23 protein-coding genes and 1 pseudogene are annotated in these 23897 nt (G+C 64.6%); 11 read left to right on the top strand and 13 right to left on the bottom strand.

What is annotated here, in order from left to right; genetic code table 11:
• The first annotated feature begins 51 nt into the window (after positions 1 to 51).
• The 4 genes from D3880_RS15510 (at position 52) to D3880_RS15495 (ending at position 4477) form a co-directional block, all read left to right on the top strand.
• A complete protein-coding gene (locus D3880_RS15510; protein WP_420800834.1) occupies positions 52 to 1272 on the top strand; it encodes a M61 metallopeptidase family protein in 1221 nt (406 codons plus the stop codon).
• A gap of 6 nt (positions 1273 to 1278) precedes the next feature.
• Positions 1279 to 2166, top strand: a complete 888-nt coding sequence (locus D3880_RS15505) for a LysR substrate-binding domain-containing protein (RefSeq protein ID WP_119894331.1) — start codon at positions 1279 to 1281, stop codon at positions 2164 to 2166.
• A 97-nt stretch (positions 2167 to 2263) separates the two neighbouring features.
• On the top strand, positions 2264 to 3376 hold the full coding sequence (gene aguA, locus D3880_RS15500) for an agmatine deiminase (protein ID WP_119894330.1): 1113 nt from the start codon (positions 2264 to 2266) through the stop codon (positions 3374 to 3376).
• A gap of 9 nt (positions 3377 to 3385) precedes the next feature.
• The gene (locus D3880_RS15495; RefSeq protein ID WP_119894329.1) at positions 3386 to 4477 is read left to right on the top strand and encodes an extracellular solute-binding protein; all 1092 of its coding nucleotides are present in this window, start codon (positions 3386 to 3388) and stop codon (positions 4475 to 4477) included.
• 212 nt (positions 4478 to 4689) lie between these two features.
• Here the strand turns inward: D3880_RS15495 and D3880_RS15490 are convergent, their stop codons facing one another.
• The 3 genes from D3880_RS15490 to D3880_RS15480 all read right to left on the bottom strand — a co-directional run bounded on the left by D3880_RS15490 (position 4690) and on the right by D3880_RS15480 (position 6151).
• Complete coding sequence (locus tag D3880_RS15490) at positions 4690 to 4986, bottom strand: YgaP family membrane protein (RefSeq protein WP_162935010.1); 297 nt, start codon at positions 4984 to 4986, stop codon at positions 4690 to 4692.
• A gap of 73 nt (positions 4987 to 5059) precedes the next feature.
• The gene (locus D3880_RS15485; protein ID WP_119894328.1) at positions 5060 to 5425 is read right to left on the bottom strand and encodes a YajD family HNH nuclease; all 366 of its coding nucleotides are present in this window, start codon (positions 5423 to 5425) and stop codon (positions 5060 to 5062) included.
• A 36-nt stretch (positions 5426 to 5461) separates the two neighbouring features.
• Positions 5462 to 6151 (bottom strand): spermidine synthase, encoded by a 690-nt coding sequence (locus D3880_RS15480; protein WP_119894327.1) that lies wholly within the window; start codon positions 6149 to 6151, stop codon positions 5462 to 5464.
• 161 nt (positions 6152 to 6312) lie between these two features.
• On the opposite strand from D3880_RS15480, the gene D3880_RS15475 reads away from it, so the two are divergent.
• Entirely contained in the window at positions 6313 to 6654 is a 342-nt protein-coding gene (locus tag D3880_RS15475) for a hypothetical protein (protein ID WP_119894326.1), read from the top strand.
• Between the two features lie 184 nt (positions 6655 to 6838).
• Here the strand turns inward: D3880_RS15475 and D3880_RS15470 are convergent, their stop codons facing one another.
• Complete coding sequence (locus tag D3880_RS15470; protein ID WP_119894325.1) at positions 6839 to 8869, bottom strand: S9 family peptidase; 2031 nt, start codon at positions 8867 to 8869, stop codon at positions 6839 to 6841.
• Between the two features lie 95 nt (positions 8870 to 8964).
• Between D3880_RS15470 and D3880_RS15465 the strand changes: the two genes are divergently transcribed.
• Genes D3880_RS15465 through D3880_RS15450 form a run of 4 tightly spaced genes read left to right on the top strand, consistent with a single transcriptional unit; the run spans position 8965 to position 11303 of the window.
• Positions 8965 to 9444, top strand: a complete 480-nt coding sequence (locus tag D3880_RS15465; protein WP_119894324.1) for an MFS transporter — start codon at positions 8965 to 8967, stop codon at positions 9442 to 9444.
• Positions 9445 to 9501: 57 nt separating this feature from the next.
• Complete coding sequence (locus D3880_RS15460) at positions 9502 to 9948, top strand: HIT family protein (protein ID WP_119894323.1); 447 nt, start codon at positions 9502 to 9504, stop codon at positions 9946 to 9948.
• A 3-nt stretch (positions 9949 to 9951) separates the two neighbouring features.
• Positions 9952 to 10725: a class II glutamine amidotransferase gene (locus D3880_RS15455; RefSeq protein ID WP_119894322.1), complete on the top strand. Its 774-nt coding sequence runs from the start codon at positions 9952 to 9954 to the stop codon at positions 10723 to 10725.
• A gap of 44 nt (positions 10726 to 10769) precedes the next feature.
• The gene (locus D3880_RS15450) at positions 10770 to 11303 is read left to right on the top strand and encodes a DUF2937 family protein (RefSeq protein ID WP_119894321.1); all 534 of its coding nucleotides are present in this window, start codon (positions 10770 to 10772) and stop codon (positions 11301 to 11303) included.
• 73 nt (positions 11304 to 11376) lie between these two features.
• On the opposite strand, the gene D3880_RS15445 is transcribed toward D3880_RS15450, so the two are convergent.
• From D3880_RS15445 to D3880_RS15430, 4 genes are all read right to left on the bottom strand, one after another.
• Positions 11377 to 13827, bottom strand: coding sequence for a TonB-dependent receptor (locus tag D3880_RS15445; RefSeq protein ID WP_420800833.1), 2451 nt, complete (start codon positions 13825 to 13827; stop codon positions 11377 to 11379).
• Positions 13828 to 13934: 107 nt separating this feature from the next.
• The gene (locus tag D3880_RS15440; RefSeq protein ID WP_119894319.1) at positions 13935 to 14786 is read right to left on the bottom strand and encodes a FecR family protein; all 852 of its coding nucleotides are present in this window, start codon (positions 14784 to 14786) and stop codon (positions 13935 to 13937) included.
• On the bottom strand, positions 14783 to 15307 hold the full coding sequence (locus D3880_RS15435; RefSeq protein ID WP_119894318.1) for an RNA polymerase sigma factor: 525 nt from the start codon (positions 15305 to 15307) through the stop codon (positions 14783 to 14785). Before D3880_RS15435 ends, D3880_RS15440 begins: the two co-directional genes overlap by 4 nt.
• A gap of 270 nt (positions 15308 to 15577) precedes the next feature.
• Positions 15578 to 16372, bottom strand: a complete 795-nt coding sequence (locus D3880_RS15430; RefSeq protein WP_119894317.1) for an MBL fold metallo-hydrolase — start codon at positions 16370 to 16372, stop codon at positions 15578 to 15580.
• Positions 16373 to 16461: 89 nt separating this feature from the next.
• Here D3880_RS15430 and D3880_RS15425 point away from each other — a divergent pair, with 89 nt between their 5' ends.
• On the top strand, positions 16462 to 17427 hold the full coding sequence (locus tag D3880_RS15425; protein ID WP_119894316.1) for a GlxA family transcriptional regulator: 966 nt from the start codon (positions 16462 to 16464) through the stop codon (positions 17425 to 17427).
• A 129-nt stretch (positions 17428 to 17556) separates the two neighbouring features.
• On the opposite strand, the gene D3880_RS15420 is transcribed toward D3880_RS15425, so the two are convergent.
• The 3 genes from D3880_RS15420 to D3880_RS15410 form a co-directional block, all read right to left on the bottom strand.
• Positions 17557 to 18735 (bottom strand): vWA domain-containing protein, encoded by a 1179-nt coding sequence (locus D3880_RS15420; protein WP_119894315.1) that lies wholly within the window; start codon positions 18733 to 18735, stop codon positions 17557 to 17559.
• A 42-nt stretch (positions 18736 to 18777) separates the two neighbouring features.
• The gene (locus D3880_RS15415) at positions 18778 to 19173 is read right to left on the bottom strand and encodes a GFA family protein (protein WP_119894314.1); all 396 of its coding nucleotides are present in this window, start codon (positions 19171 to 19173) and stop codon (positions 18778 to 18780) included.
• 218 nt (positions 19174 to 19391) lie between these two features.
• Positions 19392 to 20237, bottom strand: coding sequence for an AAA family ATPase (locus D3880_RS15410; RefSeq protein WP_119894313.1), 846 nt, complete (start codon positions 20235 to 20237; stop codon positions 19392 to 19394).
• A gap of 210 nt (positions 20238 to 20447) precedes the next feature.
• Between D3880_RS15410 and cysK the strand changes: the two genes are divergently transcribed.
• Positions 20448 to 21422, top strand: a complete 975-nt coding sequence (cysK, locus tag D3880_RS15405) for a cysteine synthase A (protein ID WP_119894312.1) — start codon at positions 20448 to 20450, stop codon at positions 21420 to 21422.
• Between the two features lie 275 nt (positions 21423 to 21697).
• Here the strand turns inward: cysK and D3880_RS15400 are convergent.
• Together D3880_RS15400 and D3880_RS15395 are read right to left on the bottom strand one after the other, a co-directional pair.
• Positions 21698 to 22300, bottom strand: a pseudogene (locus D3880_RS15400) (DMT family transporter); the annotation flags it as partial.
• A gap of 262 nt (positions 22301 to 22562) precedes the next feature.
• Positions 22563 to 23861 (bottom strand): NAD(P)/FAD-dependent oxidoreductase, encoded by a 1299-nt coding sequence (locus tag D3880_RS15395; RefSeq protein ID WP_119894311.1) that lies wholly within the window; start codon positions 23859 to 23861, stop codon positions 22563 to 22565.
• Between the last annotated feature and the right edge of the window lie 36 nt (positions 23862 to 23897).

Below are 23897 nucleotides of genomic sequence, written 5' to 3'. Positions count from 1 at the left end.
CATCATGTGCCGCCCGTTTTTGTGGACCTGTCCCGCCAAGGAGTAGTCATCGTGTCGCTGCGTCTGAATCTGTGCTCTGTCGTGCTGCTGGCGCTGAGTTCGCCGGCCTGGGCGGCGAAGAAGGTCGATCTGGATTACCACGTGCGTTTTCTGCCGGAGAGCGATCAGGCCGAGGTGCGCCTGACTCTGGAGGAAGGGCAGGTGGTGCAGAGCCTGCGTTTCGACCTCGGTGACAAGGGTTATTACAGCGACTTCAAGGCCGACGGCGAATGGCAGGCCGGGACCGATCAGCAGGGCACCTGGCGCCCGGGCAAAGGCGAGAGCAGCCTCAGCTATCGGGTGAAAATCAGCCATCCGCGCCAGTCCGGCAGCTTCGATGCGCGGATGACCAAGGATTGGGCGCTGCTGCGCGGTGATGATCTGGTACCCAGCGCCCAGTTGCGGCAACAGGACGGTGTGCAGCTGGTCGCGCGCCTGCAGTTCGAGCTGCCCGAAGGCTGGAAGAGCGTGGAAACCGGCTGGCCGCGGATCGGCAAGAACCGTTTTCGCATCGACAACCCGGCGCGTCTGCTCGACCGCCCCACCGGCTGGATTCTCGCCGGCAAGATCGGCTCCCGGCGCACCCGTCTCGGCGAGACCGATGTCACTGTCGCCGCGCCGCTCGGCGAAGGCATGCGGCGCATGGATGTGCTGACCCTGCTGACCTTCGTCTGGCCGCAGGTCCAGGCGGTGTTCCCGCGCGACCCGGACAAATTGCTGGTGGTCGGCGCCGGCAACCCGATGTGGCGCGGCGGCCTGTCCGCACCCAACTCGCTGTTCATGCACACCGACCGCCCGCTGGTCAGCGAGAACGGCACCAGCTCACTGGTGCATGAACTGGTCCATGTGTTCAGCCGCATCCGCGATACCGACCGCAGCGACTGGATCAGCGAAGGCCTGGCCGAGTACTACGCGATCGAGCTGGTGCGCCGTGCCGGCGGCATGACCGAGGGCCGCTACCAGGAAGTGCGCGACAAGCTGAGCAAGTGGAGCCGCAAGGTCGACAGCCTGCGTGGCGAGCAGGCCAGCGGTCCGGTCACCGCCCGCGCCGTGCTGCTGCTGCAGGAGTTGGATCGCGAGATTCGCCAGCGCAGCCAGAAGCGTTATTCGCTGGACGATGTCGCCCGCGGCCTGATGCGTCTGGACAAGGCCAGCACCAAGGACTTTATCGAGATCAGCGAAAACCTCATCGGCGGGCCATCCAAGGTGCTCGACACGCCCCTGCTGAAGTAGCAGCGCATGCGCCGTCTGCCGTCCCTCACCGCCCTGCGCACCTTCGAGTGCGCCGCACGCCACGCCCATTTCGGCCGCGCCGCCGCCGAGCTGTGTGTCACCGACAGCGCGGTCAGCCATCAAATTCGCCAACTCGAGGAGCAGCTCGGCACGCCGCTGTTCGTCCGCGTCGGCCGTCAGGTGCGCCCGACCCCGCAGGCGCGGCGGCTGCTGCACAGCCTGCAGCAGGCCTTCGAACTGATCGGTGAGGCCTGCGACGAACTGCGCGACCCCGGCTCGCAGGCACAGCTGCGCGTCGCGGTGACCGCCGAGCTGGCGCAGAAATGGCTGGTCGGCCGTCTGGCTGATTTCACCGAACGCCATCCGCAGATCACCCTGCACCTCTACGATCAGCCGCTGGAAGCGACCCTGCCCGGCGAGGAGATCGACCTGGCGATCACCTATGGCACCGGCCCGGCGGATGCCAGCGCCTACTTCGTGCGGCCGTTGCCGACCCTGCTGTTCTTTCCGGTGTGCAGTCCGGGGCTGTTCAACCAGTCGCCGCTCAAGCATCCGCGCGACCTGGCCCGCCACTGCCTGCTGCACGACGACCAGGACGGCAAGACCTGGACCGCCTGGCTGACCACCCATGCCGGCGATATCCAGCCGACGCGCCATCTCTATCTCGGCCATGCCGGGCTGACCCTGGAAGCGGCGGCGCAAGGCCAGGGGGTGGCCATCGGTGACAACCTGACCAGTGCCGAGGACCTCGCCAGCGGTCGCCTGGTACGGCCGTTCGCCGCCAGCGTGGCGTCGCTCGGGCAGTACGCGCTGGTCTGCGAGCGGCTGCGCCTGGACAAGCCGGCGGTGGCGCAGTTTATCGAGTGGTTCACTGATCAGCTGGTCGACCTGTGAGTTGAATTCACCAGTCCCGCGATAATGGTCATTGGTCGCGGGCGCTCAGCCACGGGTACTGTCGGGCTATTCCTCAGCCACAGACGAGTATCCCGCAATGGCCCGTTCCCTGACCTCTCTTCCCAAAGCCGACGGCTTCCGCCTACCCGGCGAATTCGAACCCAAGGCCGGTTGCTGGCTCGGCTGGCCGGAGCGCACGGACGTCTGGCGCAATGGCGCCAAACCGGCACAGAAGGTCTGGGTCGAGATCGTCAGCGCCATCGCCAGCAGCGAGCCGGCCACCGTGTGCGCCTCGGCCAGCCAGTACGCCAACGCCCGTCGCCAGCTGCCGGCCCATGTGCGGGTGGTGGAGATGAGCTGCAACGACACCTGGTTCCGCGACAGCGGCCCGGCCTTCCTGGTCAATGACGAGAGCGGCGAAGTGCGCGGCGTGGACTTCGAGTTCAACGCCTACGGCGGCCTGGATGGCGGCCTCTACTACCCCTGGGACAAGGACGACCAGATCGCCCAGAAGATCCTCGAGATCGAAGGCTTCGACCGCTACCGCGCGTCCTTCATCGCCGAGATGGGCGGCATCCAGACCGACGGCCAGCGTACCCTGCTGACCACCGAGCAGTGCCTGCTCAACCGCAACCGAAACGCCCACCTGGGCAAGGCCGAGATGACCCGCCGGCTCGGCGACTACCTGGGTGCCGAGCAGGTGATCTGGCTGCCACGCGGCTGCAAGTTCGACGAAACCGACGGCCATATCGACGACCTGGCTTGTTTCGTTCGCCCCGGCGTGGTGGTGCAGCAGTGGACCGACGACCGCAGCGACCCGCAGTGGGAAATCTACCAGGAGGCCTACGACATCCTGCGCAGTACCCGCGACGTCCAGGGCCGCGAGCTGCAGGTGCACAAGCTACCGCAACCGCGGGTGCTGGAGTGGACGGCGGCGGAGGCCGAAGGGTTGGACCAGAACGACGGCACCCACCTGCGCCAGGCCGGCACGCAGATCTGCGCGTCCTATATCAACTACTACGCCGGCAACTCGGCGATCGTCGTGCCGCTGTTCGACGACCCCAACGACCGCGTGGCCCAGGCCACCCTGGCCGAGTTGTTCCCGCAGCAGCGCATCATCGGTATCGAGAATTCGCGGGAGATCCTCCTCGGTGGCGGCAACGTCGCCTGCATCACCATGCCGCAATACGCCGCGCCCAAGCGCGCCTAGGAGGCCCCGATGAAACTGCACGCAACCCTGCTGGCCCTAGGCCTGGCCGCCTGCGCGAATGCGCTGGCGGCCGAGCCGGGGAAACAGGTCAACCTGTATATCTGGAACGAGTACCTGGCGCCGGACACCCTGTCCAGCTTCGAGGCGCGTACCGGGATCAAGGTGGTGGTCGACCATTTCGACTCGCTGGAAACAGTGGAGACCAAGCTGCTCACCGGGCGCAGCGGCTACGACCTGGTGCTGACCGCCGGCCAGCACCTGACCCGCGCCATCGCCAGCGGTGCGTTGCAACCGCTGGACAAGCGCCAGTTGCCGCATTTTCAGGGCCTGGCCCCGGAATTCACCGGGCATATGGCGGCCTTCGATCCGGGCAACCGCTACGCCGGCCTGTACGTCTGGGGCACCACGGGCTTGGGTTATCAGACGCAGGCGATCAAGGCACGCATGGCCGACGCGCCACTGGACAGCTGGGCCATGTTGCTCGACCCGGCGGTGGTGTCGCGCTTCGCCGACTGCGGGGTGAGTTTCCTCAACGATCCCAACGAGGTGTTCGCCGCCGCCATGCGCTACCTGGGCCTGGACATCAACCGGCAGAACCTCGACGACCTCAAGCGGGCCGAGGCCCATTTGGCCAAGGTGCGGCCGTACATCCGCTACTTCGACAACGACCGCAACATCATCGACCTGGCCAACGGCAACACCTGCCTGGCGATGTCCTGGAACGGCAACGTGGCGATCGCCGCCGGCCAGGCGCAGCAAGCCCGCAAGCCGTACGACCTGCACTACAGCATCCCGCGCGAGGGCAGCCTGATCTGGTTCGATGCCATGGTCATCCCGCGCGATGCGCCGCACCCGCAGGCGGCATTGGCGCTGATGGACTATCTGATGCGCCCGGAAGTGATCGGCGCAATCACCAACAGCATCTACTACGCCAACGCGGTGCCGGCGGCGGATGCCAGCGTGGAACCGGCGATCCTCGCCGATCCCGGTACCTATCCGCCGGCGACGGTGCGTGCCGGGCTGTACACCAAGAACGACAACGAACGGGCCTTCAATCGTGCGCTGACCCGCGCCTTCAGCCGGCTGAAGGCGGGGTTGTGAGGAACGGGACGTAGCGCATGTATTCCCTTGCCCCGCAAGGGAAGGGCTGGGCTGAGCGCTCCGTAGGATGGGGCGAGGCGCGCAGCGCCGATACCCATCGAGCCGATGTGCTGGGTATCCCGACCCATCCTACAACGTGACATTTCGTAGCCCGGATTGCATCCGGGCTACGTCGTCATATGGGCAAGAAAGGTTTGGGGAAGGGGCTGCGCTCAGACCTTGGCGGCTTTGCCTAGCTCGGCCAGGCGTTTGCCGGCGGCATCCAGCCCGCCACGGATCTGCTCCAGTTCGGCGCGGGTTTCCGCGAGGTAGTGTTTGGCCGGGCAGTGTCCGGTCACCCCACGGGCCAGCGCCGCCCCACCGACCACGAGTTCGAGCAGGCCGATTACGCCGCCGCGGCGCAACCCCTTGGCCACCAGCAGCAAGCCGCCGGCCAATGACGCGGCGCGCTCCAAGCCATGTACGTTCTGCGACTCGATCATGCGGGTCAGGTCGATGCTGTCGATCATGACGAATTCTCCGGAGTGTCCCTGTCTTATCAGGGACCGCGCCGCCGCGCGGGCGTTCAGCCGGAATGCGTGGTCAATCGGCCTCGTCCTTTTGCTTGAGCAGCTCGGCCAGGCCGCCGAAGGCCTTGAACGTGGTCTTCGGCGCCTGCGGTGTGGCCGTCGAGCCCTCGGCGAAGTACTGCTGGTCGGTGTAGCGAGCGTGTTCGTTGTCGTGGCAATAGAGGCACAACAGCTCCCAGTTGGAGCCGTCTGGCGGGTTGTTGTCGTGGTTGTGATCGCGGTGATGCACGGTCAGCTCGCTCAGGCGCTTGCCGGAGAACTCGCGGCCGCAGCGGCCGCAGACCCAGGGGTACATCTTCAGCGCTTTCTCGCGATAGCCTTCTTCGCGCCGGCGCTGAGCTTCCGCTAGGGACTGGTTGGAGGTTTTGTCGAGGCTCATGCGGGCACCTGCCGGAATACTAATGTTGCCTTCAGTTTAGGCCTTGAGCTTCTCGGCGATCCAGATGGTATGCCGGGTGCCGCGATTGCCATGGGCGTAGACCTGGTGCTCCTCGGCCTTGAAGCCCGCTTTGCGCAGCCTGGCGCAGAAGCCGTGCTCGACGCTGGCCGACCAGACCGCGAGCACGCCCTGGGGGCGCAGCGCTTGCCGGCAGGCCTGCAGGCCCGCCGGCGAATACAGCCAATCGTTGCTGTGCTGGGTCAGCCCTTCGGGGCCGTTGTCGACATCCAGCATGATCGCGTCGAAACCTTGTGGCTCGGCGCGCAGCGCCTCGGTCACATCGAGGCAGCGCACCTCGGCGCGCGGGTCGTCGAGCGGTCGTCCGGCCTTGGCGCCGAGGGCGCCGCGGTTCCATTCGATCACCCCGGGCACCAGTTCGGCGACCACCACCCGGGCGTCGCCGCCCAGATGCTTGAGCGCCGAGGCGAGGGTGAAGCCCATGCCCAGGCCGCCGATCAACACGCGCGGCTGCGGGCGTTGCGCGATGCGCTGGCAGGGGATAGCCGCCAGCGCGTCTTCCGAGCCGTGCATGCGGGTGTTCATCAACTGACCACCGTCGCCGCCCTGGATCTTGATGACGAAATCCGGGCCGTATTCGAACAGGCACAGGGCGCCACCGTCATTGGGAATCGGGGCGGTGTCGAGCAAGACAAAGCGCTGCTTCATGGTGATCTCGTGGTGGCGGGGCGAAAGGGCGAGGACGGCTGGCGGTGCTGGCATGAGGCGGCGTAGTCTAACCCGAGAGCAGCCGCTCGATGCGGCTACCTGCCGGGCAAGCACAGGGGCTGCCCAATAGCAGGGATGCCGGCTTTCCACGGAGGCCAAGCATGCACGCCTTCTACACCAGACTACTGGGCCTGAGCGCTCTGGCGGCCAGCGCTGCCATGGCCGCCGGGCCGATGTTGCCGATGCCCAGTGCCACGCCGCCGGGCTCGCCCGGCACGCCAACCCCGACGCCCTATCAGCAGGTCGTGCCGTACGACGTGCCGAGCGTGTCGCCGCGCCAGCCGCCGCTGCTCAACAACGGCGACATCCGCCCGCCGGCGGCGGTGCCGCCGCCGTCCAGGGATCAGGATTTGCCGCTGTTGCAGGAGCAGCGCCAGCGCAACCTCGAGGGTGCCGAGCCCGAGCGCCCGCCAAAGGCCAAGGCGCGACGCGTGTGGGAGTGATTCAGTTCGTAGCAGCTGTAGGTTGGCGTTGAGCGTAGCGATACCCAACGCGCGGTAGGTCGGGCCGCGAAGAGTTTTGTGTCGAGAATGAACCGCTGGGTGGCGCCGGAAGATGGGTATCGCATAGCTCAACCCATCCTACGGAGTTCCAGGCTCGCATCTGGGCGTGCCGTTTCGTGCCGCCTCAGCCCAACACCTTGAGCAGGAAGGCGTATTCCAGCGCCACATCCTTGAGCGCCTGATAACGCCCGCTCATGCCGCCGTGGCCGGCACCGAGGTCGGTCTTGAGCAGCAGCAGGTTGCTGTCGGTCTTGGTCGCGCGCAGCTTGGCCACCCATTTCGCCGCTTCCCAGTACTGCACGCGGCTGTCGTTGTAGCCGGCCACCGCGAGCAGCGCCGGGTAGCACTGGGCGCGGACGTTTTCGTAGGGCGCGTAGCTGTGGATACGGGCATGCACCGCCGGATCGCTGGGGTCACCCCATTCGTCGTATTCGGTGACGGTCAGCGGCAGCTCGGGATTCTGCATGGTGTTGAGCACGTCGACGAAGGGCACCTCGGCGATGGCCGCGGCGAACAGCTCCGGGCGCTGGTTGAGCACCGCGCCGATCAGCAGGCCGCCGGCGCTGCCGCCGCTGATGGCTAATTGGCCGGCCGTGGTGTAGCCGTCGGCGATCAGGTGCTCGGCGCAGGCGATGAAGTCGTTGAAGCTGTTCTGCTTGTAGGCCAGCTTGCCGGCACGGTACCAGGCTTCGCCCAACTCGCCGCCGCCGCGCACATGGGCGATGGCGAAGACGAAGCCGCGCTCCAACAGGCTCAGGCGCGCGTGCGAGAACCAGGGGTCGAGGCTCTCGCCATAGGCGCCGTAGCCATAGAGATAGAGCGGCGCCGGCTGGCCGGCGGCGAGCACCTCGCGGCGGCCGACCAGGCTGATCGGCACCTGCGTACCGTCCACGGCGGTCGCCCACAGGCGCCGGCTCTCGTAGGCGTCGGCGTCGAACGGGCCTTCCACCGGGGTTTCCTTCAATACCTTCTGCGCGCCGCTGGCGAGGTCCAGCTGGCGGATCTGCGCCGGGCGGTTGAGCGCCTCGTAGCGCAGGCGGATCACCGGGCTGTGGAACTCCAGATTGTCCTGCACGTACAGGCTGTAGGCCGCATCCGGCAGTTGCACGCGGGCCGGCGCCTGGCCCTGGGCGCGCACTTCGACGATCGGCAGGCCCCCTTCGCGCAAGCTGAGGACAATGGCCTGCTGGTTGAGGCTGACGCCTTCGAGCATCAGCGCCGGGTCGTGGGCGATCAGTTCCTGCCAGTGCGGGCGCTGCGGCGCGCTGTCGGCAGCCTGATAGAGGGCGAAGTTGATGCCGCTCTGATTGCTGCGGACCAGCCAGGCCCAGGCGCCGTCCAGCTGGCCGTGGTCGGCGTAGTACTCGTGGCCTTCCTCGCGGGTTGCCAGGCACTGGAAGGCGCCCGCGGGCTGGTCGGCATCCAGCACCCAGACCTCGCTGGTGGTCTTGCTGTTGAGCAGCAGGATCAGCTGGCGCTCGGAGCTGGAGCGGTAGCAGTTGAGGAAGAAGCGGCCGTCGTCCTCGTGGAACACTTGCTCGGCCGTCGCCGTGCCCAGGCGGTGGCGATACAGCTTGTGCGGCCGGTGGGTGTCGTCCAGTTCGCCGAAGAACAGGGTCTGGCTGTCGTTGGCCCAGGTCAGGCTGCCGTCGCAGTCGGCGAAGGGCAGGGCGGTGATGGCGCCGCTGGCCAGGTCCTTGACGAACAGCTGGTAGGTCTCGTCGCCGCTGGTGTCCAGGCTGTAGGCCAGCTTGCCGTGGTCCTGGCTGATGCTGAAGGCGCCGAGGGCCAGATAGCCGCCCTTGGCCAGGGCATTGGGGTCGAGCAGCAGCTGTTCGGCGCTCTCATCCACGCTCAGGGAGTCGTCCGCCGGGCGCGGGCAGCGGTAGTGCCGCGGGTATTCGTCGCCGGCGACGGTGCGCGTGTAGTACAGCCACGGGCCCCAGGGCGTCGGCAGCGACAGGTCGGTCTCGCGGATGCGCGCCTTGATTTCCTGGTACAGCGTCTCGCGCAGCTCGGCTTGCTCGGCCAGTTCGGCATCGAGGTAGGCGTTCTCGGCCTTGAGGTAGTCGAGCACTTCCGGCGCGTCGCGGTTTTCCAGCCAACGGTAGGGATCGGCACCTGGCTCGAGACGGGCGATGGGGGCTTGCGACATGGGTTGCTCCTTGGCTGCGGCGGACGGCAGGGGCGCCGGGGCGGCGAAAAGCCGTTATGATAAGCGCCCTTTTGCCAGCCCAGCCATGGACAGCCATGACCGAGAACGACTATCTGCTTGCCTGGGGCGGCTATGCCATCGCCGCGCTCGGCTGTCTATTGGTGTGGTGCCGTCTGACGGGCTGGATGTGGCGCTATCTGCGTGAGCCGCTGCGCCTGCTGGTGGCGGTGCTGCTGTTCTCGCCGACCATTGTCGACCCAGGCAAGGAGCTGTTCGCCCCGTCCATCGCGGTGACCGCCCTCGATCTGCTGTTCAAGGTCGGCAACAACGCCTGGCATGCGGTGGCCGACCTGGCCATGTACGGCATGCTCGCCTTCACCGTCTATCTGCTGTTCGTCGCCCTGCGTTGGCCAGTGGAGCGTTGGTGGAAGGAGCGCCAGGCCGCCAAGACGGCGCCGCCGGCCGCAGACGAACCGACTCTGCGCGAAGTGCAGACGCGCGAAGCGGCGCCGCAGGCCGACACCCGCCTGGACAGCAACGGCGAGCGGCGCTTGCGCATCGAACCGCGGTTGTAGGCTTGCACCCTGAGGGGCGGCCCTGCAGCATGGACCATCCCGCTCAAGGAACCCTCCATGAACTGCGTGTTTTGCGCCATCGGCAGCGGTCAGCTGCCGGCTCATCGGTTGTACGAAGATGAGCATTTTCAGGTCATCCTCGATATCTATCCGCTGCGCCCGGCCCATGTGCTGGTGATCAGCCGTGAGCATGCGCCGTTTCTCAGTGACCTGTCCGCCGCCGCCCGCGAGCGCCTGCTGGCCCTGGCCGAGCGCCTGAGCCGCACGCTGCGGGCTTGCGGTTATGGTGCCCGCGGCATCAACCTGCTGATCAATGACGGCCCGGTGGCCAATCAGCATGTGCCGCACCTGCATCTGCACCTGATCCCACGCCGGCCGGGGGATTTGCCGGCGCTGGCCTGGCGCATCGTGAGCCGTTTCCTGCCGTTCGGTCGTCAGGCCCTGCAGGCGCGCCTGACGCGGGAAGCCGAGCTGTTACGCCACGCTTTGCAGCGAGAACTCTGAGCCATGTGCGAATTGTTGGGCATGAGCGCCAATGTGCCGACCGATATCGTCTTCAGCTTCACCGGCCTGATGCAGCGCGGCGGCGGCACCGGGCCGCACCGCGATGGTTGGGGCATCGCCTTCTACGAAGGGCGTGGCCTGCGCCTGTTCCAGGAGCCGGCGGCGAGCGTCGAGTCGGAGGTGGCCAAGCTGGTGCAGCGCTATCCGATCAAGAGCGAAACGGTGATCGGCCATATCCGCCAGGCCAATGTCGGCCGCGTCTGCCTGGCCAATACCCATCCGTTCGTGCGCGAACTCTGGGGGCGCAACTGGTGTTTCGCGCACAACGGCCAGCTGGCGGATTTCCAGCCGGCGCCGGGGTTCTATCGGCCGGTGGGTGACACCGACAGCGAGGCGGCGTTCTGCGACCTGCTCAACCGGGTGCGCGCGGCTTTTCCCGAGCCGGTGGCGGTGGAAAGCCTGCTGCCGATCCTGGTCGGGGCCAGCGCCGACTACCGCAGCGCAGGTGTATTCAATTGCCTGCTCAGCAACGGCGACTGGTTGTTCGCCTTCTGCTCGAGCAAGCTGGCGCAGATCACCCGTCGCGCGCCGTTCGGCCCGGCGCGCCTGAAGGATGTCGAGGTGATCGTCGATTTCCAGGCGGAAACCACGCCCAACGATGTGGTGACCGTGCTCGCCACCGAGCCGCTGACCGCCAACGAGAGCTGGACGATCTACCAGCCGGGCGAATGGAGTCTGTGGCGGCGCGGCGAGTGCGTGGCGCAGGGACGGACCTGAATGGACGGACAAGCCCGGAGTGGTGCCGGGCGACGGGAGAAATGATGCTGCGAAGTTATCTGCGTCTGGTGCTGTTCGCCTTGGGCCTGCTGGTCGGCGTGCAGGTGCCGGGGTTCATCAACGACTATGGCCAGCGCGTCGAGGCCCATCGACTGGAGTCGGAGCGGAGCCTGCAAGGCTTCCGCGAAACCGCGCAGCGCTTCTTCCAGGGCGACCTGCATGCGCTGGTGGCGCATTACCGCGCCAGCGACGATCCGGTGATGCAAAGCGACGCGCAGAGCGTTGCCCAATTGGTCGAGCGCTTCGCCCAGCTCGAGGGCGAATGGTCGGCCATGCAGGGCCCCTGGTATGCGCGGGCCTGGCATGTGGCAGTGACGGCGGATCGCCAGCTGCTGACTGAGACCTGGCAGGGCTACAACTACCAGATCCTCCTGCAGCCGCAGGCGATCGCCTGGGGCCTCGGCTGTGCGTTGCTGCTGGCCTGGCTGGTGGAGCTGCTGGCGCTCGGCATCGGCTGGACGTTCGGGGTCGGCCGCAAGCACAAGATCATCCAGCACGAGCAGCGGCACTGGCGGTAACGCTCTATTTCTCAGCACCTAGACAGCGAAATAAAAACGGGCCCCGCGGGGCCCGTTGGCATGGCTGCGCTGTTTACCAGTCGTGGTTGTAACCCACGCTGAGCACCGTGCCCGCTGCCGGCAGGTGGCTGGTGTTGTCGCTGCTGCGCAGTAGCTGGCTGTACTGCGGGTAGTAGTAGCGGTTGAACAGGTTCTGGATGCCGACGGTGACGCTGTTCTGCCCGTCCAGCTCGTAGCGGCTGATCAGGTCGACGGTGGTGTAGGTGCTGACCTCGCGACGGCCGAAGCTGGTCTTGCCGTCCAGGCGATAGTCCTCGTTGCCGAAGTAGGTGGCTTGCAGGCGGTTGTTCCATTCCGCGATCGGGCTGTAGGAAACGTAGGCGGTCAGTTTCAGCGGCGGAATGCGATAGCCGGTCATGTCCTGGAAGTCATTGCTGGTTTGCGGCTTCTCCCGGCCTTTGATCCAGGTGAAGGTAGCGCCGGTGCCCCAGACCGAATCATCGCTGAAGTAATCCAGTTGGCCTTCCACGCCATGGATGCGTTCTTCGGTGCGCGTCAGGATCAAACCATTGTTGAAGCTCTGCACGGCGCCGAGTTTGGAGCGTGACTGAAATACCGCCAGCGAGGTTTGCAGGTTGCTGAACGTCCCGCGCCAGCCGAGTTCGTAGTTATCGGTCTTGACCGGCTCGAGATCGGAGGAGTCGATGTTGAAGCTGGCCGTCGCGTTACGCAGCTGCAAGCCGATATCCGGCAGTTCGAAACCCTGGCTGAACGAGGCGTAGAGCTCCTGCCCGGTAACCGGCGAGTAGACCACGCCGATGTTGTACAGCGTGGCGTCGTAATCAACGTCGCCGCCCTGGACGGTTTTCGGCTGGGCTAGTTTCGATTGCGATAGCGGTTGGAAATCGTCGAACGCGGCGGTGGCATAGTCGTAGCGCATGCCGCCTTCCACCGACCACTGTTCGTTGAACTTGTGCTGCAACTGGCCGAAGGCGCCGCTGGTCTTGGTGGTGACCCATGGCATGTAGGTCAGCGAGCCGGTCTTCTCGTATACCAGGGTGCCGCTAGCGTCGTAGATCGCCGGATTGAACACATCGAGCGGCATGTTGCTGCGCTCCTCGTTGTAATCCGCGCCCCAGACCAAGCGGGTGTTGCGCTCGCTGTCGAACGGGGTGGTGATGGTCAGGCGGCCGCCTTTGACCTCGGAGTTCTGGCTGACCTGATCGACGTTGCCGCCGCGGGTGGAAACCGCGCGCGCATCGAACGGGCTGAAGCGGGTGAAATAGTCGCGGTAGTAGGCCTGGGTGGACAGTTCGCTGCCCCACAGATCCTCATGGCGATATTCCACGCCATAGAGGTTGTTGGTCAGGCGGGTTTGCTCGTCGAGCTGCAGGCCCTTCAGGGCATGGGCTGGAACCGAGCCTGCGGGGAACTTCTTCACCGCCGGGTCGGCGGCAAAATCGGTGTCCTGCTGGGCATCGTAACGGCTGGCGGAGAACTGCAGACGCTGCAATTCATCGATCCGGAAGCCCAACTTGCCGCCGACGCTGTAGATGTTCGAGTCGAACAGATCGCCCTGGCTGGGCTCCGGAGCGATGCGATTGCCATGGGCATCGTACGACGCGCCGATGCGCCGCCCGCCGAGGTTGAATTCGTAATCGACCTGGCCTTGGCTGCCGGAAAAGGCCTGATTGAGCTCGGCACCGAGACCGGCATCGCCGAGCCGGGTCAATGGCGTGGTGCCGATGACACTGGTTTCCACGCGCGTTTCACCGCCAGCCGGGCGGGTGGTGATCGAGACGATGCCACCGGGCGCGCCGCTGCCATAGATGGCACTGCTGCCACGCAACACTTCAACCCGCTCGATGTTGGCCGGATTGATATTGGACAGATTGCGCGACGAATCGCGGTTGGTGTTCAGCGGCACGCCGTCGACCAACACCAGCATGTTGCGCCCGCGCAGGGTTTGGCCGAAATCGGTGATGGTGCGGCTGGAATCGGCCATCCCCGGCACGATCTTGCTGAGCACGCCGGCCAGATTGTCCGAGCCTTGGCGCAGCTGTTTCAGCTCTTCCCGCTCGATTACGGTGATCTGCCGGGTCGGGCTCATCAGGTCGCTATGGATGCGGTCGCCGCTGACCAGCGCTTCCTCGAGCTCAATGGCGTCGTCCGGTGCGGCGGCCGAGTCGGGTTGAGCGGTGGCGGGTGGGTTCTGCATCACGATAAACGTGTCATCGCCTTGCGTCTGGACGCTCAGGCCGCTGGCCGCCAGCAGGCGCTCCAGCGCCTCACGCGGGGTGAAGCTGCCCTTGAGCGCCGGCGCTTGCTTGCCGGCGGCGATCTGGCTGGCGAAGAGGATTTGCACGCCGGACTGTTGCGCCAGGCTGTTGAGCGCCTGGTCCAGTGGTTCGGCGGCAAGGTCGAGGTTCACCCGGTCCGTTTGCGCATGGGACGAGAAGGCCAGCAGCATGCCGGTTGCCAGCAGGGACAGTCGCAGCCGGGCATGACGGGAAGGGTGATTCACTTCAACTACTCCTTGGGGAAAATGGGTCTTCAAGGAGGTAGCCATTGCGACGAGCGCAAAACCCTACCCGGGATTTGCACTTTTTTTGGAAAACCTACTTTTTCGACTTATCGCGCCTGGATGGTCGCCGCGCCATTCGCCTCGCGGATCAACTTGACCGGCAGAATGCTCGGCAACAGATCGAGGAACGCGTCGGTCTGCGCGGTGTTGAATACGCCGGAAATCTCCAGGTCGGCCAACTGCCCCTCGGCCAATGGCTCATTCATCAAGCGCAGCGGCGCCTGGCGGTAGCGCTGGATTTCGCCAAGGGCTTGCTTCAGCGGCGTGCGGGCGAAAATCAGCTTGCCGTCCTTCCAGGCCAATTGCGTCTTGGCGTCGACCGTGGTCGGCGCGCCGAGTTGGCCGGCATGCGCCAGGACCTGCTGGCCGCCGGTGAGGAAGATCTCGTTGGCGAAGTCCTGACTGCCGCGTACCGAAACTTTGCCTCGCGTGACGCTGACCTGCACGTCGCTGCCCAGGTTCTTGACCGCGAACACGGTGCCGACCACGCGGACGCGGGTTGCGCCGGCCTCAACCAGAAAGGGTCGATAACGGGCGGGGCTGACTTCGAACAGCGCCTGACCACGCTGTAGGCGGACTTGCCGCGAGCGCAGGTGCCAGCTGATCTGCAGATCGGTCGCGGTATCCAGGGTGACCCGGCTGCCGTCCGCGAGGGTTACTTCGCGGCGTTCGCCAACCGCGCTGGTCAGTTGTTCGTGGCGATAAGCCGGGTCGAGCCAGAGTAGCCCGCCAACCACTAAGGCCAGGATCGCCAGGGCCTGCGCAGCCTTGTGGCGGACGCGCTGGGCGGGCTTGGGCAGGTCGGGGAGGGGAAAGCGTTTGCGCAGCTCCTCCCGATGCCGGGCCAGGGCCTCTTCTTCCCGGGCGTATTGCTCGTCGTGACGCGGCCCTGAAGTCATTCCCGGTCCTCCTCAAAATGGAGCTTGGCCCGGCACGCCGCCAGGCCCAGGCGCAGATGCTTTTCCACGGTTTTGCGGGAAATGCCCAAGCGTGCGGCGACCTCGGCGTGCGGCAGTTCGTGAATCTTGTGCATCACGAACACCTGCTGGCAGCGCTTCGGCAGCGCGGCGATAGCCTCAACCAAGCGTTCCAGATCACGCTGAGCGGCGTACTGGCGGTCATGCGCCGCCGCCGGGCAGAGCGTGTCAGGCAGCTCAGGCAACGAGACTATCCAGGCCTGGCGCCGGGTGTCGCTGCGGTAGCGGTTGATGGCGACGTCATGGGCGATCTTGCGCAGCAGCGCCAGCGGCGAGCGCACCGCCTGCTTCTCAGGCCCCTCCAGCAGTTGCACGCAGACATCGTGCACCACCTCATGGGCGAAGCCGCGATCGCCAAAGCGCCGACGCAGCTGATCGACCAGTTCGTCGTAGTGACGGACCAGTTCGGCGAGCAGGGATGGCTTGAGCGGATCGAGTTGCAAGATGGACCCTACGACTTGGCCTTACGGCACAGCCGTAATGGACACAAAAGGCCGCAGAATATAAATGAGAAAGCTTTGCATTAAAAGAGGCTGGTTAGACCCGAACGCCCGGAAAATATTGTGGTCAGGAAATCTCAGCCGGCAATGCAGGCGGGCCCAAGGGGCCCGTCTTGGGGGCGGTTGCGAGCCTGCCTCTCACTCGCCGAATCCGCAAAAGAAGTTTCAGTGAGGCGGGGCAACCCGTGCGGTCATTCCAGAAAGGCCAGGGCCTCACCCGGCCGACATGGCTGCCGGGAAATCCAGTACCTCGCCATCCTTTGGAATGCACAATTGGGAATCGACTCCCGCCTCCTTTGCGGCACAAGCTAGAGCGGCGCGCGTCACAGGGCAGTGGCTGAGCGCTTCGAGATGATTGGCAACCACCTTGCTAGCTGCCAAGCGAGTGAACTCGATTACGTCATCGATGCCCATGATGATGTCGCCACCCAAATCGAACCTTGCACCACCGGCAGGTACCACAGATATCTGTGGACGATGGTTCGCTATGAACGCCCGAATGACGGGCGTAAGGACCGTATCGCCACTCAGATAGAGACTTGGCTCACCCGGCGCTTCGATCAAATAGCCAACACCGTGCTCCATGAGCTTTCCGACCAGCCCGCGGCCATGGGTACAGCGGACCGTACGGATCTGACCTCCGAGGAACGGGCTGGGCTGCCCATGGTTTTCTGGTAGAGGTTTAACATTCAACCCGCGCTTGGCCAGATGGCTGGCATCGTGCGGCGTACAGATGACCGGCACTTGGGTGTCGCGCAACCACCTTTTGGCCGCTCGATCGAGATGATCGAAATGGCCTTTCTGGCAATGGGTGATCAAGCAGTGGGTGATGGACTCAAGTGCTGGCGCTGTAGACGCAGGCAATTCGACCAAGGGGTTGCGTTGCCTCGTGCCGAATATTCGCAGCGGAGGAAGGGCGTTCTGTGGCGCCAGCATTGGATCGATGAGAATCCGGTTAGGGCCGAATTCCACGATGATGGTGGCGTTGCGTAGTTGATGGATTTTCATGGCGAAGCCTCCGTTAAGAGGCTCCATTGTGTCGGCGATGGATAAAGCACAGAATGGCAGGTTAAGACATTATCGATTCGCTTTCTGCCATGACCAAACCGCTTCGAGTGGGCTTGCTGCTTTTCCCGCGTTGCATGCCTGCAGGTTTGTTCGCATTCGCCGACCTGCTCCAGGCCGCTAATCGCCGTGCAGGGCGTACGCTCTTCGCTACGCAATTCGTCGCGCTACAGCCAGGCACTTTCGAGTACACCCAAGGGGTGTCCTTGCAGGCTGCCGAATCGCTGGATCACGCCAACCTCGACGCAATATTGGTCCCAGGTTTTTGGGCCGAATCACCGCAGCAGGTCGTTGATACTGTCGCCGCGAATGCAGACCTCGTCTGCGCATTGGCAACCTGCTCAAGGAAGCTGCAACTATGGAGTTACTGCACTGGGGTTTGCCTGCTGGCGGCGAGCGGACGCTTGAACGGCAAGGCTGCGACCGTGACCTGGTGGCTAGCCGAGGCAATGCTCAAGCGCTATGAAAAGGTTAGGTGGCAAAGCGAGCGCAACTGCGTCGTCACTGCGCAATCCGCCACGGCTTCCGGCGTTAATGGCTACTTGCCTATTGCCCAGGAGCTGATAGAGCGGCATGTCAGCCCCGATGTCTTACGTGACTTGAACAAGCTGATGGTGCTGCCCCGGCCTGTTCAGCCGCATAGCGCCTTTCGGTCGATGAGCCTGATCGAGCAATCCAGCAAATTGCTCCGCCAACTGCATGCGCTGGTTGAGCAGTTGCCGGCTGAGCAGGTCACCGTTCAGCGATTGGCGGAACAACTCGGCATGTCCGAACGTACGCTGGCGCGCAAAGTCAGCAGCGAAACAGGGGTTTCGATTGCGGCGCACGCCCGCTGCATCAAACTGAACCAGGCCAGCGAACGTCTGATGTTCACGTCTGTGCCGGTCAGTACCATCAGTGCGGAACTGGGCTTCAGCAGCGATTCCAATATGCGCCGCATGTTCAAGGAACTGACCGGGCTGACGCCCCTGGAATACCGCCAGAAGTTCGGGGGCTGAGTTGCTGTCGGCCAGAAGCGTTGGCGCAGCCGCGAACTTAGTTGCAGCCGTGTAAGCGTCCACTTCTGGCCGCTTCAGCCCCTCCAGGCATGACCTCGTAAATGGAAAAGGGCCCTTGCGGGCCCTTCTTCATTTGGTCAGGAATTTCATCCCGTCTTCCAACCCGCGCAGGGTCAGGGGGTACATCTGATCGTGGAGCAGGTCGCGGACGATGCCGGTGGAGGAGGTGTAGTTCCAGGTGTCCTTCGGATAGGGGTTGATCCAGATGAGCTTCTTGTACTTGTCCATGAAGCGCTGCATCCACACGTAGCCCGGCTCCTCGTTCCAGTGCTCGACGCTGCCGCCGGCCTGGGTGATCTCGTAGGGCGCCATGGCCGCGTCACCGACGAACACCACTTTGTAATCGGCGCCGTACTTGTGCAGCAGGTCCAGGGTCGAGGTGCGTTCGCTGGTGCGGCGCAGGTTGTTCTTCCACACCGACTCATAGACGAAGTTGTGGAAGTAGAAGTATTCGAGATGCTTGAACTCGGTCTTGCACGCCGAGAACAGCTCCTCGCAGACCTTGACGTGGGCGTCCATCGAGCCGCCGATGTCGAGCAGCAGCAACAGCTTCACCGTGTTGCGCCGTTCCGGACGCATCTGGATGTTGAGCAGGCCGCCGTCTTTGGCGGTGTGGTCGATGGTGCCGTCGAGATCGAGCTCTTCCGCCGCGCCTTCACGGGCGAACTTGCGCAGGCGGCGCAGGGCGATCTTGATGTTGCGCGTACCCAGCTCGACCTGGTCGTCGAGGTTCTTGTACTCGCGCTGGTCCCAGACCTTGACCGCCTTGCCCTGGCGCTGGCCGGCGTCGCCGACGCGGATGCCTTCCGGGTTGAAGCCGCCGGAGCCGAACGGGCTGGTGCCGCCGGTGCCGATCCACTTGTTGCCGCCGGCGTGCTTTTCCTTCTGCTCCTCGAGGCGCTTCTTGAACTCCTCGATCAGCTTGTCAAGGCCGCCGAGGCTCTTGATCTGCGCCTTCTCTTCTTCGGTCAGGTGCTTCTCGAATTCCTTGCGCAGCCACTCGTCGGGGATCATCGCCTGGAGCAGGTCGTCGAGCTTGTCCAGGCCCTTGAAGTAGGCACTGAAGGCGCGGTCGAATTTGTCGAAATGGCGCTCGTCCTTGACCATCACCGTGCGGGCGAGGAAGTAGAACTCGTCCATGTCGGCAAACACCACGTTGTGTTTCAACGCGTTGATCAGGTCGAGCAGCTCGCGCACCGACACCGGCACCTTGGCTGCACGCATTTCGTTGAATAGGTTGAGCAGCATGGCTGCACCCTCATGTATTCGGGCCGGCGCCAAAAGCGCGGGCTAGGAGCGGGTTTCTTGTGGCAGGCCATCTGCGATGGCATACCAGTCTGCTTTCGACTCGGAAAAAATGTGCTTCTGCGGGATTGTGCCCAGCGGCGTATCCAGTGTGCCCAGCGCCACCGACAGCCAATCCGGATGGGGCAGCTCGCTGAACCATTGCAGGGTAGAGCCGCAGTGCTTGCAGAAGGTCCGCGTCACCCCGGGCGAGGAGTGGTACTCGGCGACCGAGTCCTGGCCCTGGGTGAAGTGGAAGTCCTGGCGCCGGACGTTGCCGTAGCTGCCGAACGCCGCGCCGTGGGCCTTGCGGCACATCGAGCAATGGCAATGGGTGACCGACTTGATGGGGGCATCAAGCCGGTACTTCACCTCACCGCACAGGCAACTGCCGCTATGCATGGTTCAGCTCCTCCTAGGTGGCGGAATCGGTTTATGGTCTCGCGAGCTAAGGTCAGGCAAGGCGAAATCAGGCGAAGAAGCGGAGTTTACGACTGTAAATGAGCAGTACTCGTTTCACTCGCCCTCCGGGCCGCGCTGAAGCGCGTTAGCCGCAAGCGGCTTGCTGAGCCTGATTTCAACGCAGCATGGCCGACGCGCAGCAGACCATCAGCCGATTCTCAACGGCTGGCGCGGCGGCTCATGAACGCCAGGCGCTCGAGCAGTTGCACGTCCTGCTCATTCTTCACCAGGGCGCCGGCCAGCGGCGGGATGGCCTTGGTCGGATCGCGTTCGCGCAGCACGGCTTCGCCGATGTCGTCGGCCATCAGCAGCTTCAGCCAGTCGACCAGCTCGGAAGTCGAGGGCTTCTTCTTCAGGCCCGGCACCTTGCGCACGTCGAAGAACACGTCGAGGGCTTCGCTGACCAGCTCGCCGCTGATCTTCGGATAGTGCACGTCGACGATCTTCTTCAGGGTGTCGCGATCCGGGAAGGCGATGTAGTGGAAGAAGCAGCGGCGCAGGAAGGCGTCCGGCAGTTCCTTCTCGTTGTTCGAGGTGATGATGATGATCGGGCGCTGCTTGGCCTTGATCGTCTCGTTGGTCTCGTAAACGTAGAACTCCATCTTGTCGAGTTCCTGCAACAGGTCGTTGGGGAACTCGATGTCGGCCTTGTCGATCTCGTCGATCAAGAGGATCACGCGGTCCTCGGACTCGAACGCCTCCCACAGCTTGCCTTTCTTGATGTAGTTGCGAACGTCGTGGACCTTGTCGGAATCCAGCTGGGAATCGCGCAGGCGGCTGACCGCGTCGTACTCGTAGAGGCCCTGGTGCGCCTTGGTGGTCGACTTGATGTGCCAGGTGATCAACCGGGCGCCGAAGGCTTCGGCCAGTTGCTCGGCCAGCATGGTCTTGCCGGTGCCGGGCTCGCCCTTGACCAGCAGCGGGCGCTGCAGGGTGATGGAGGCATTGACGGCGAGTTTGAGATCGTCGGTGGCGACGTACGACTGGGTGCCTTCGAACTTCATCGGAAAATCCTCGAAACGATAGCGCGCTGGTGCAAACCGGGCGGTTCAGTAATTAAAGGGTGACTATACCGCGCGAGCCGGTCGACTGTGAACGCAGCCGGCGTATTCAGTCACTGAATGGCACCGGCGGTCTGGCCAATCCCTGCACTGGACGCTTCGGGGGGAGGGGCTTAGGCTCTTGCTCTCGCTTTTAGCCAAGGACACGCAAGCATGAGCCGCATCTACGCAGACAACGCCCAATCCATCGGCAATACGCCGTTGGTCGCCATCAACCGCCTGGGCCCCAAGGGCGTGACCATCCTGGCCAAGATCGAGGGCCGCAATCCGGGCTATTCGGTCAAATGCCGGATCGGCGCGAGCATGATCTGGGACGCCGAGGAGCGCGGCATGCTCAAGCCGGGGATGACCATAGTCGAGCCGACTTCGGGCAATACCGGCATCGGCCTGGCGTTCGTCGCCGCCGCCCGCGGTTACAAGCTGCTGCTGACCATGCCGGCGTCGATGAGCCTGGAGCGGCGCAAGGTGCTCAAGGCCCTCGGCGCCGAGATCGTGCTGACCGAGCCGGCCAAGGGCATGAAGGGCGCGATCGCCAAGGCTGAGGAAATCATCGCCAGCGACCCGGCGCAGTACTATATGCCGCAGCAGTTCGATAACCCGGCCAACCCGGCGATCCACGAGAAGACCACCGGCCCGGAAATCTGGAACGACACCGAAGGCGCCATCGACGCGCTGGTCGCCGGCGTCGGCACCGGCGGCACCATCACCGGGGTGTCGCGCTATATCAAACTGACCCAGGGCAAGCCGATCCTGTCGGTAGCGGTCGAGCCGATTGGCTCGCCGGTGATCAGCCAGACCCTGGCCGGCGATGAGGTCAAGCCCAGTCCGCACAAGATCCAGGGCATTGGCGCCGGCTTCGTGCCAAAGAACCTCGACCTGAGCATGGTCGACCGCGTCGAGCAGGTCACCGACGATGACGCCAAGGCCGTCGCGCTGCGCCTGATGCGCGAAGAGGGCATCCTCTGCGGCATCTCCGGTGGCGCGGCGATGGCGGCGGCGGTGCGTCTGGCCGAGCGCCCGGAAATGCAGGGCAAGACCATGGTGGTGATCCTGCCGGACTCCGGCGAGCGTTACCTCTCCAGCATGCTGTTCAGCGATATGTTCAGCGAGCAGGAGTTGGTGCAGTAAGAACCTGTTCAATATCTGCTGCGCTTGGCCATGCTGCGTTGAAAACAGGCCCGGACTGCTCATTTACAACTCGTAAACTCCGCGTCCTCGCCTGTTTTCGCCTTGTCTGACCTGCGCTCGCGACGATCTTGAACAGGTTCTTAGGCAGGCTCCTTTGCTCGAGGCCGCCAGCGGGCGGCCTTTTGCTGTGCGGGGGTTGAGGAGCCGGAGCGGGTGGGCATAGCGAAGTCCTGTCCAGCTTCTGCGGCGGACAAGCCGCAAGCGGCATATCCGCCCTACGCCGACTCTTCTGCCGTCGCCGGCACTGCCGCCGGCTTCACTACCAGCCATAGCACCAGCCCGATCCACACGCCGCCGTAGAGGTAGGCTCAAGACAGTCGTTCGTCCAGCAATAGCACGCCCCAGAGCACCCCGAACAGCGGGATCAGAAAGGTCACCGACAGGGTCTTCAGCGGGCCGACATCGGCGATCAGGCGGAAGTAAATGATGTAGGCGAAGGCGGTGCAGACGAAGCCGAGACCGGCCAGCGCCAGCCAGACGCTGCTGCCGCCCCAACTGGCCGGTGGCTGGCTGATGACGGAATAAGCGAACAGCGGCAGCAGGCACAAGGTTGCCCCGAACATGCTGCTGCAGGCGGCGAGACGGTTATCCAGGCCATCCAGACCGGGCCAGCGGCGGGTGAGAAAGCCGGCAAAACCGTAGCAGGTGGTGGCGATCAAGCAGGCGGCGGCGCCCCAGAGCAAATCCATATCGAAGGCCACCGGACCGGTGCGGGTCAGCAGGCCGACGCCCAGCAGCCCCAGCAGCACACCGCCGGCTTTGTTCAGGGTCAAGCCTTCGGCGAAGAACGGCGCGCCGACCAGCACGCCCATCAGCGGGAAGAAGTAGGCAAAGGTATAACGAGGCTTTCCAGTGTCCCCGGAGCCTCCCGCCATGCCCACAGCCTACAGCTACATCAGGTTTTCCAGCGCCCAGCAGGCGCACGGGGACAGTTGAGAGAAACCGGCCATTGAGCCGGTTTTTTATGCATGCCTGTTCGCCTAGCGAGGCTTGAACAGACGCCCGCTTTCCCTGCGGGGTCTGACGAGGACGAGCGTTTTGCCTGCCCCACCGCGGCACTCTCCCCGCCAGGGGGACTGTTCAGCCCCCCACCACGTCCTTGAGTCGGTACCAGAGCATGCCCAGTGCCAGCAGCGGAGAGCGCAGCCGCTGACCGCCTGGGAAGGTCATGTGCGGCACGCGGGCGAACAGGTCGAACCCATGACTGCGCTCCCGACTGATCGCCTCGGCCAGCAGGCGGGCAGCCAGGTGCGTGGTGTTGAGCCCATGTCCGGCATAGGCTTGGGCATAGTAGACGTTCGGCTGCGTCTCCAAGCGGCCTATCTGCGGCAGCCGGTTAGCGCCGATACCGATCATTCCGCTCCACTGAAACTCGATGCGTTTATCGGCCAGCTGCGGAAACACCTTGAGCATTTTCGGGCGCATATAGCGAGCGATGTCGCTGGGGTCGCGTCCGGAGTAACGGCATGCGCCGCCGAACAACAGGCGCCGGTCTGCCGACAGACGATAGTAATCCAGCCCGACGCGCTGGTCGCATAGCGCCCGGTTAGCGGGGATCAGGGTCTCGGCCAGGACCGGGTCCAAGGGTTCCGTGGCAATGATATAGCTGCCGGCGGGTAACACCTTGCCGCTCAGCGCCGGTTCGAGATTGCCTAGGTGGGCATTGCCGGCGAGCACCAGGCTCTTGGCCTGGACCTGGCCTCTGGCGGTATGCACACGGATGCGGCTGCCGTACTCGATGCGCGTCACCGCACTGTCCTCGCAGAGCCGTACGCCCAGCCCCTGAGCGACGGCGGCCTCCCCCAGAGCCAGATTGAGCGGGTGCAAGTGGCCCGAGCCGTTGTCGATCAGGCCGCCGACATAGCGCTCGGAGCCGACCACCCGGGCCATTTCGTGCGGCTCGACCAGGCTGACCTCATGCGGATAGCCCTGCTGCTCGAGCGCCTCCCGCTCGCGGATCAGCCCCGCATAGTGCCGAGGCGTGTTGGCCAGCTCGCAGTGCCCCCAGCGCAGATCGCAGTCGATGGCATGCCGCTGCACACGCTGGCGGACGATATCGACGGCCTCGAGCCCCAGCCGCTCAAGGGTCTGGCAGCCCTCGCTGCCGATGTACTTGTGGAATCGGCCGAGATCGTGCCCGAGCCCGCGAATCAGTTGCCCGCCATTGCGGCCGGTGGCGCCCCAGGCGATCTGGCGTGCCTCCAGCAGGATTACCGAGTGGCCCCGCTCGGCCAGTTCGATGGCGGTGTTCAGGCCGGTGAAACCGCCGCCCACAATGCAGACATCGGCCTGGGCCGAGCCTTCGAGCGGCGGACAGTCGAGACTGCGATTGCGGGTGGCGAAATAATAGGTTGGAGGTGCAATAAGCGTGGAAGACATCTTGAGGGTACCTGTCAACTTACCGGGTTGGCGCAG

It is taken from the genome of Pseudomonas cavernae (genome assembly GCF_003595175.1).
In the GTDB taxonomy this organism is placed as follows: domain Bacteria; phylum Pseudomonadota; class Gammaproteobacteria; order Pseudomonadales; family Pseudomonadaceae; genus Aquipseudomonas; species Aquipseudomonas cavernae.
Note: the sequence above shows the minus strand (reverse complement) of the source record. Positions and strands in the feature narration are given on the sequence as shown.

Excerpts from the sequence above, each read along its gene's own strand:
- D3880_RS15460 (WP_119894323.1), top strand. The coding sequence starts at position 9,502 with ATGAACTGCGTGTTTTGCGCCATCGGCAGCGGTCAGCTGCCGGCTCAT.
- D3880_RS15455 (WP_119894322.1), top strand. The coding sequence starts at position 9,952 with ATGTGCGAATTGTTGGGCATGAGCGCCAATGTGCCGACCGATATCGTC.
- D3880_RS15475 (WP_119894326.1), top strand. The coding sequence starts at position 6,313 with ATGCACGCCTTCTACACCAGACTACTGGGCCTGAGCGCTCTGGCGGCC.
- D3880_RS15480 (WP_119894327.1), bottom strand. The coding sequence starts at position 6,151 with ATGAAGCAGCGCTTTGTCTTGCTCGACACCGCCCCGATTCCCAATGAC.
- D3880_RS15495 (WP_119894329.1), top strand. The coding sequence starts at position 3,386 with ATGAAACTGCACGCAACCCTGCTGGCCCTAGGCCTGGCCGCCTGCGCG.
- D3880_RS15470 (WP_119894325.1), bottom strand. The coding sequence starts at position 8,869 with ATGTCGCAAGCCCCCATCGCCCGTCTCGAGCCAGGTGCCGATCCCTAC.
- cysK (WP_119894312.1), top strand. The coding sequence starts at position 20,448 with ATGAGCCGCATCTACGCAGACAACGCCCAATCCATCGGCAATACGCCG.
- D3880_RS15410 (WP_119894313.1), bottom strand. The coding sequence starts at position 20,237 with ATGAAGTTCGAAGGCACCCAGTCGTACGTCGCCACCGACGATCTCAAA.
- D3880_RS15505 (WP_119894331.1), top strand. The coding sequence starts at position 1,279 with ATGCGCCGTCTGCCGTCCCTCACCGCCCTGCGCACCTTCGAGTGCGCC.
- D3880_RS15420 (WP_119894315.1), bottom strand. The coding sequence starts at position 18,735 with ATGCTGCTCAACCTATTCAACGAAATGCGTGCAGCCAAGGTGCCGGTG.
- D3880_RS15450 (WP_119894321.1), top strand. The coding sequence starts at position 10,770 with ATGCTGCGAAGTTATCTGCGTCTGGTGCTGTTCGCCTTGGGCCTGCTG.
- D3880_RS15465 (WP_119894324.1), top strand. The coding sequence starts at position 8,965 with ATGACCGAGAACGACTATCTGCTTGCCTGGGGCGGCTATGCCATCGCC.
- D3880_RS15415 (WP_119894314.1), bottom strand. The coding sequence starts at position 19,173 with ATGCATAGCGGCAGTTGCCTGTGCGGTGAGGTGAAGTACCGGCTTGAT.
- aguA (WP_119894330.1), top strand. The coding sequence starts at position 2,264 with ATGGCCCGTTCCCTGACCTCTCTTCCCAAAGCCGACGGCTTCCGCCTA.
- D3880_RS15490 (WP_162935010.1), bottom strand. The coding sequence starts at position 4,986 with ATGATCGACAGCATCGACCTGACCCGCATGATCGAGTCGCAGAACGTA.
- D3880_RS15395 (WP_119894311.1), bottom strand. The coding sequence starts at position 23,861 with ATGTCTTCCACGCTTATTGCACCTCCAACCTATTATTTCGCCACCCGC.
- D3880_RS15425 (WP_119894316.1), top strand. The coding sequence starts at position 16,462 with ATGACCAAACCGCTTCGAGTGGGCTTGCTGCTTTTCCCGCGTTGCATG.
- D3880_RS15440 (WP_119894319.1), bottom strand. The coding sequence starts at position 14,786 with ATGACTTCAGGGCCGCGTCACGACGAGCAATACGCCCGGGAAGAAGAG.
- D3880_RS15485 (WP_119894328.1), bottom strand. The coding sequence starts at position 5,425 with ATGAGCCTCGACAAAACCTCCAACCAGTCCCTAGCGGAAGCTCAGCGC.
- D3880_RS15430 (WP_119894317.1), bottom strand. The coding sequence starts at position 16,372 with ATGAAAATCCATCAACTACGCAACGCCACCATCATCGTGGAATTCGGC.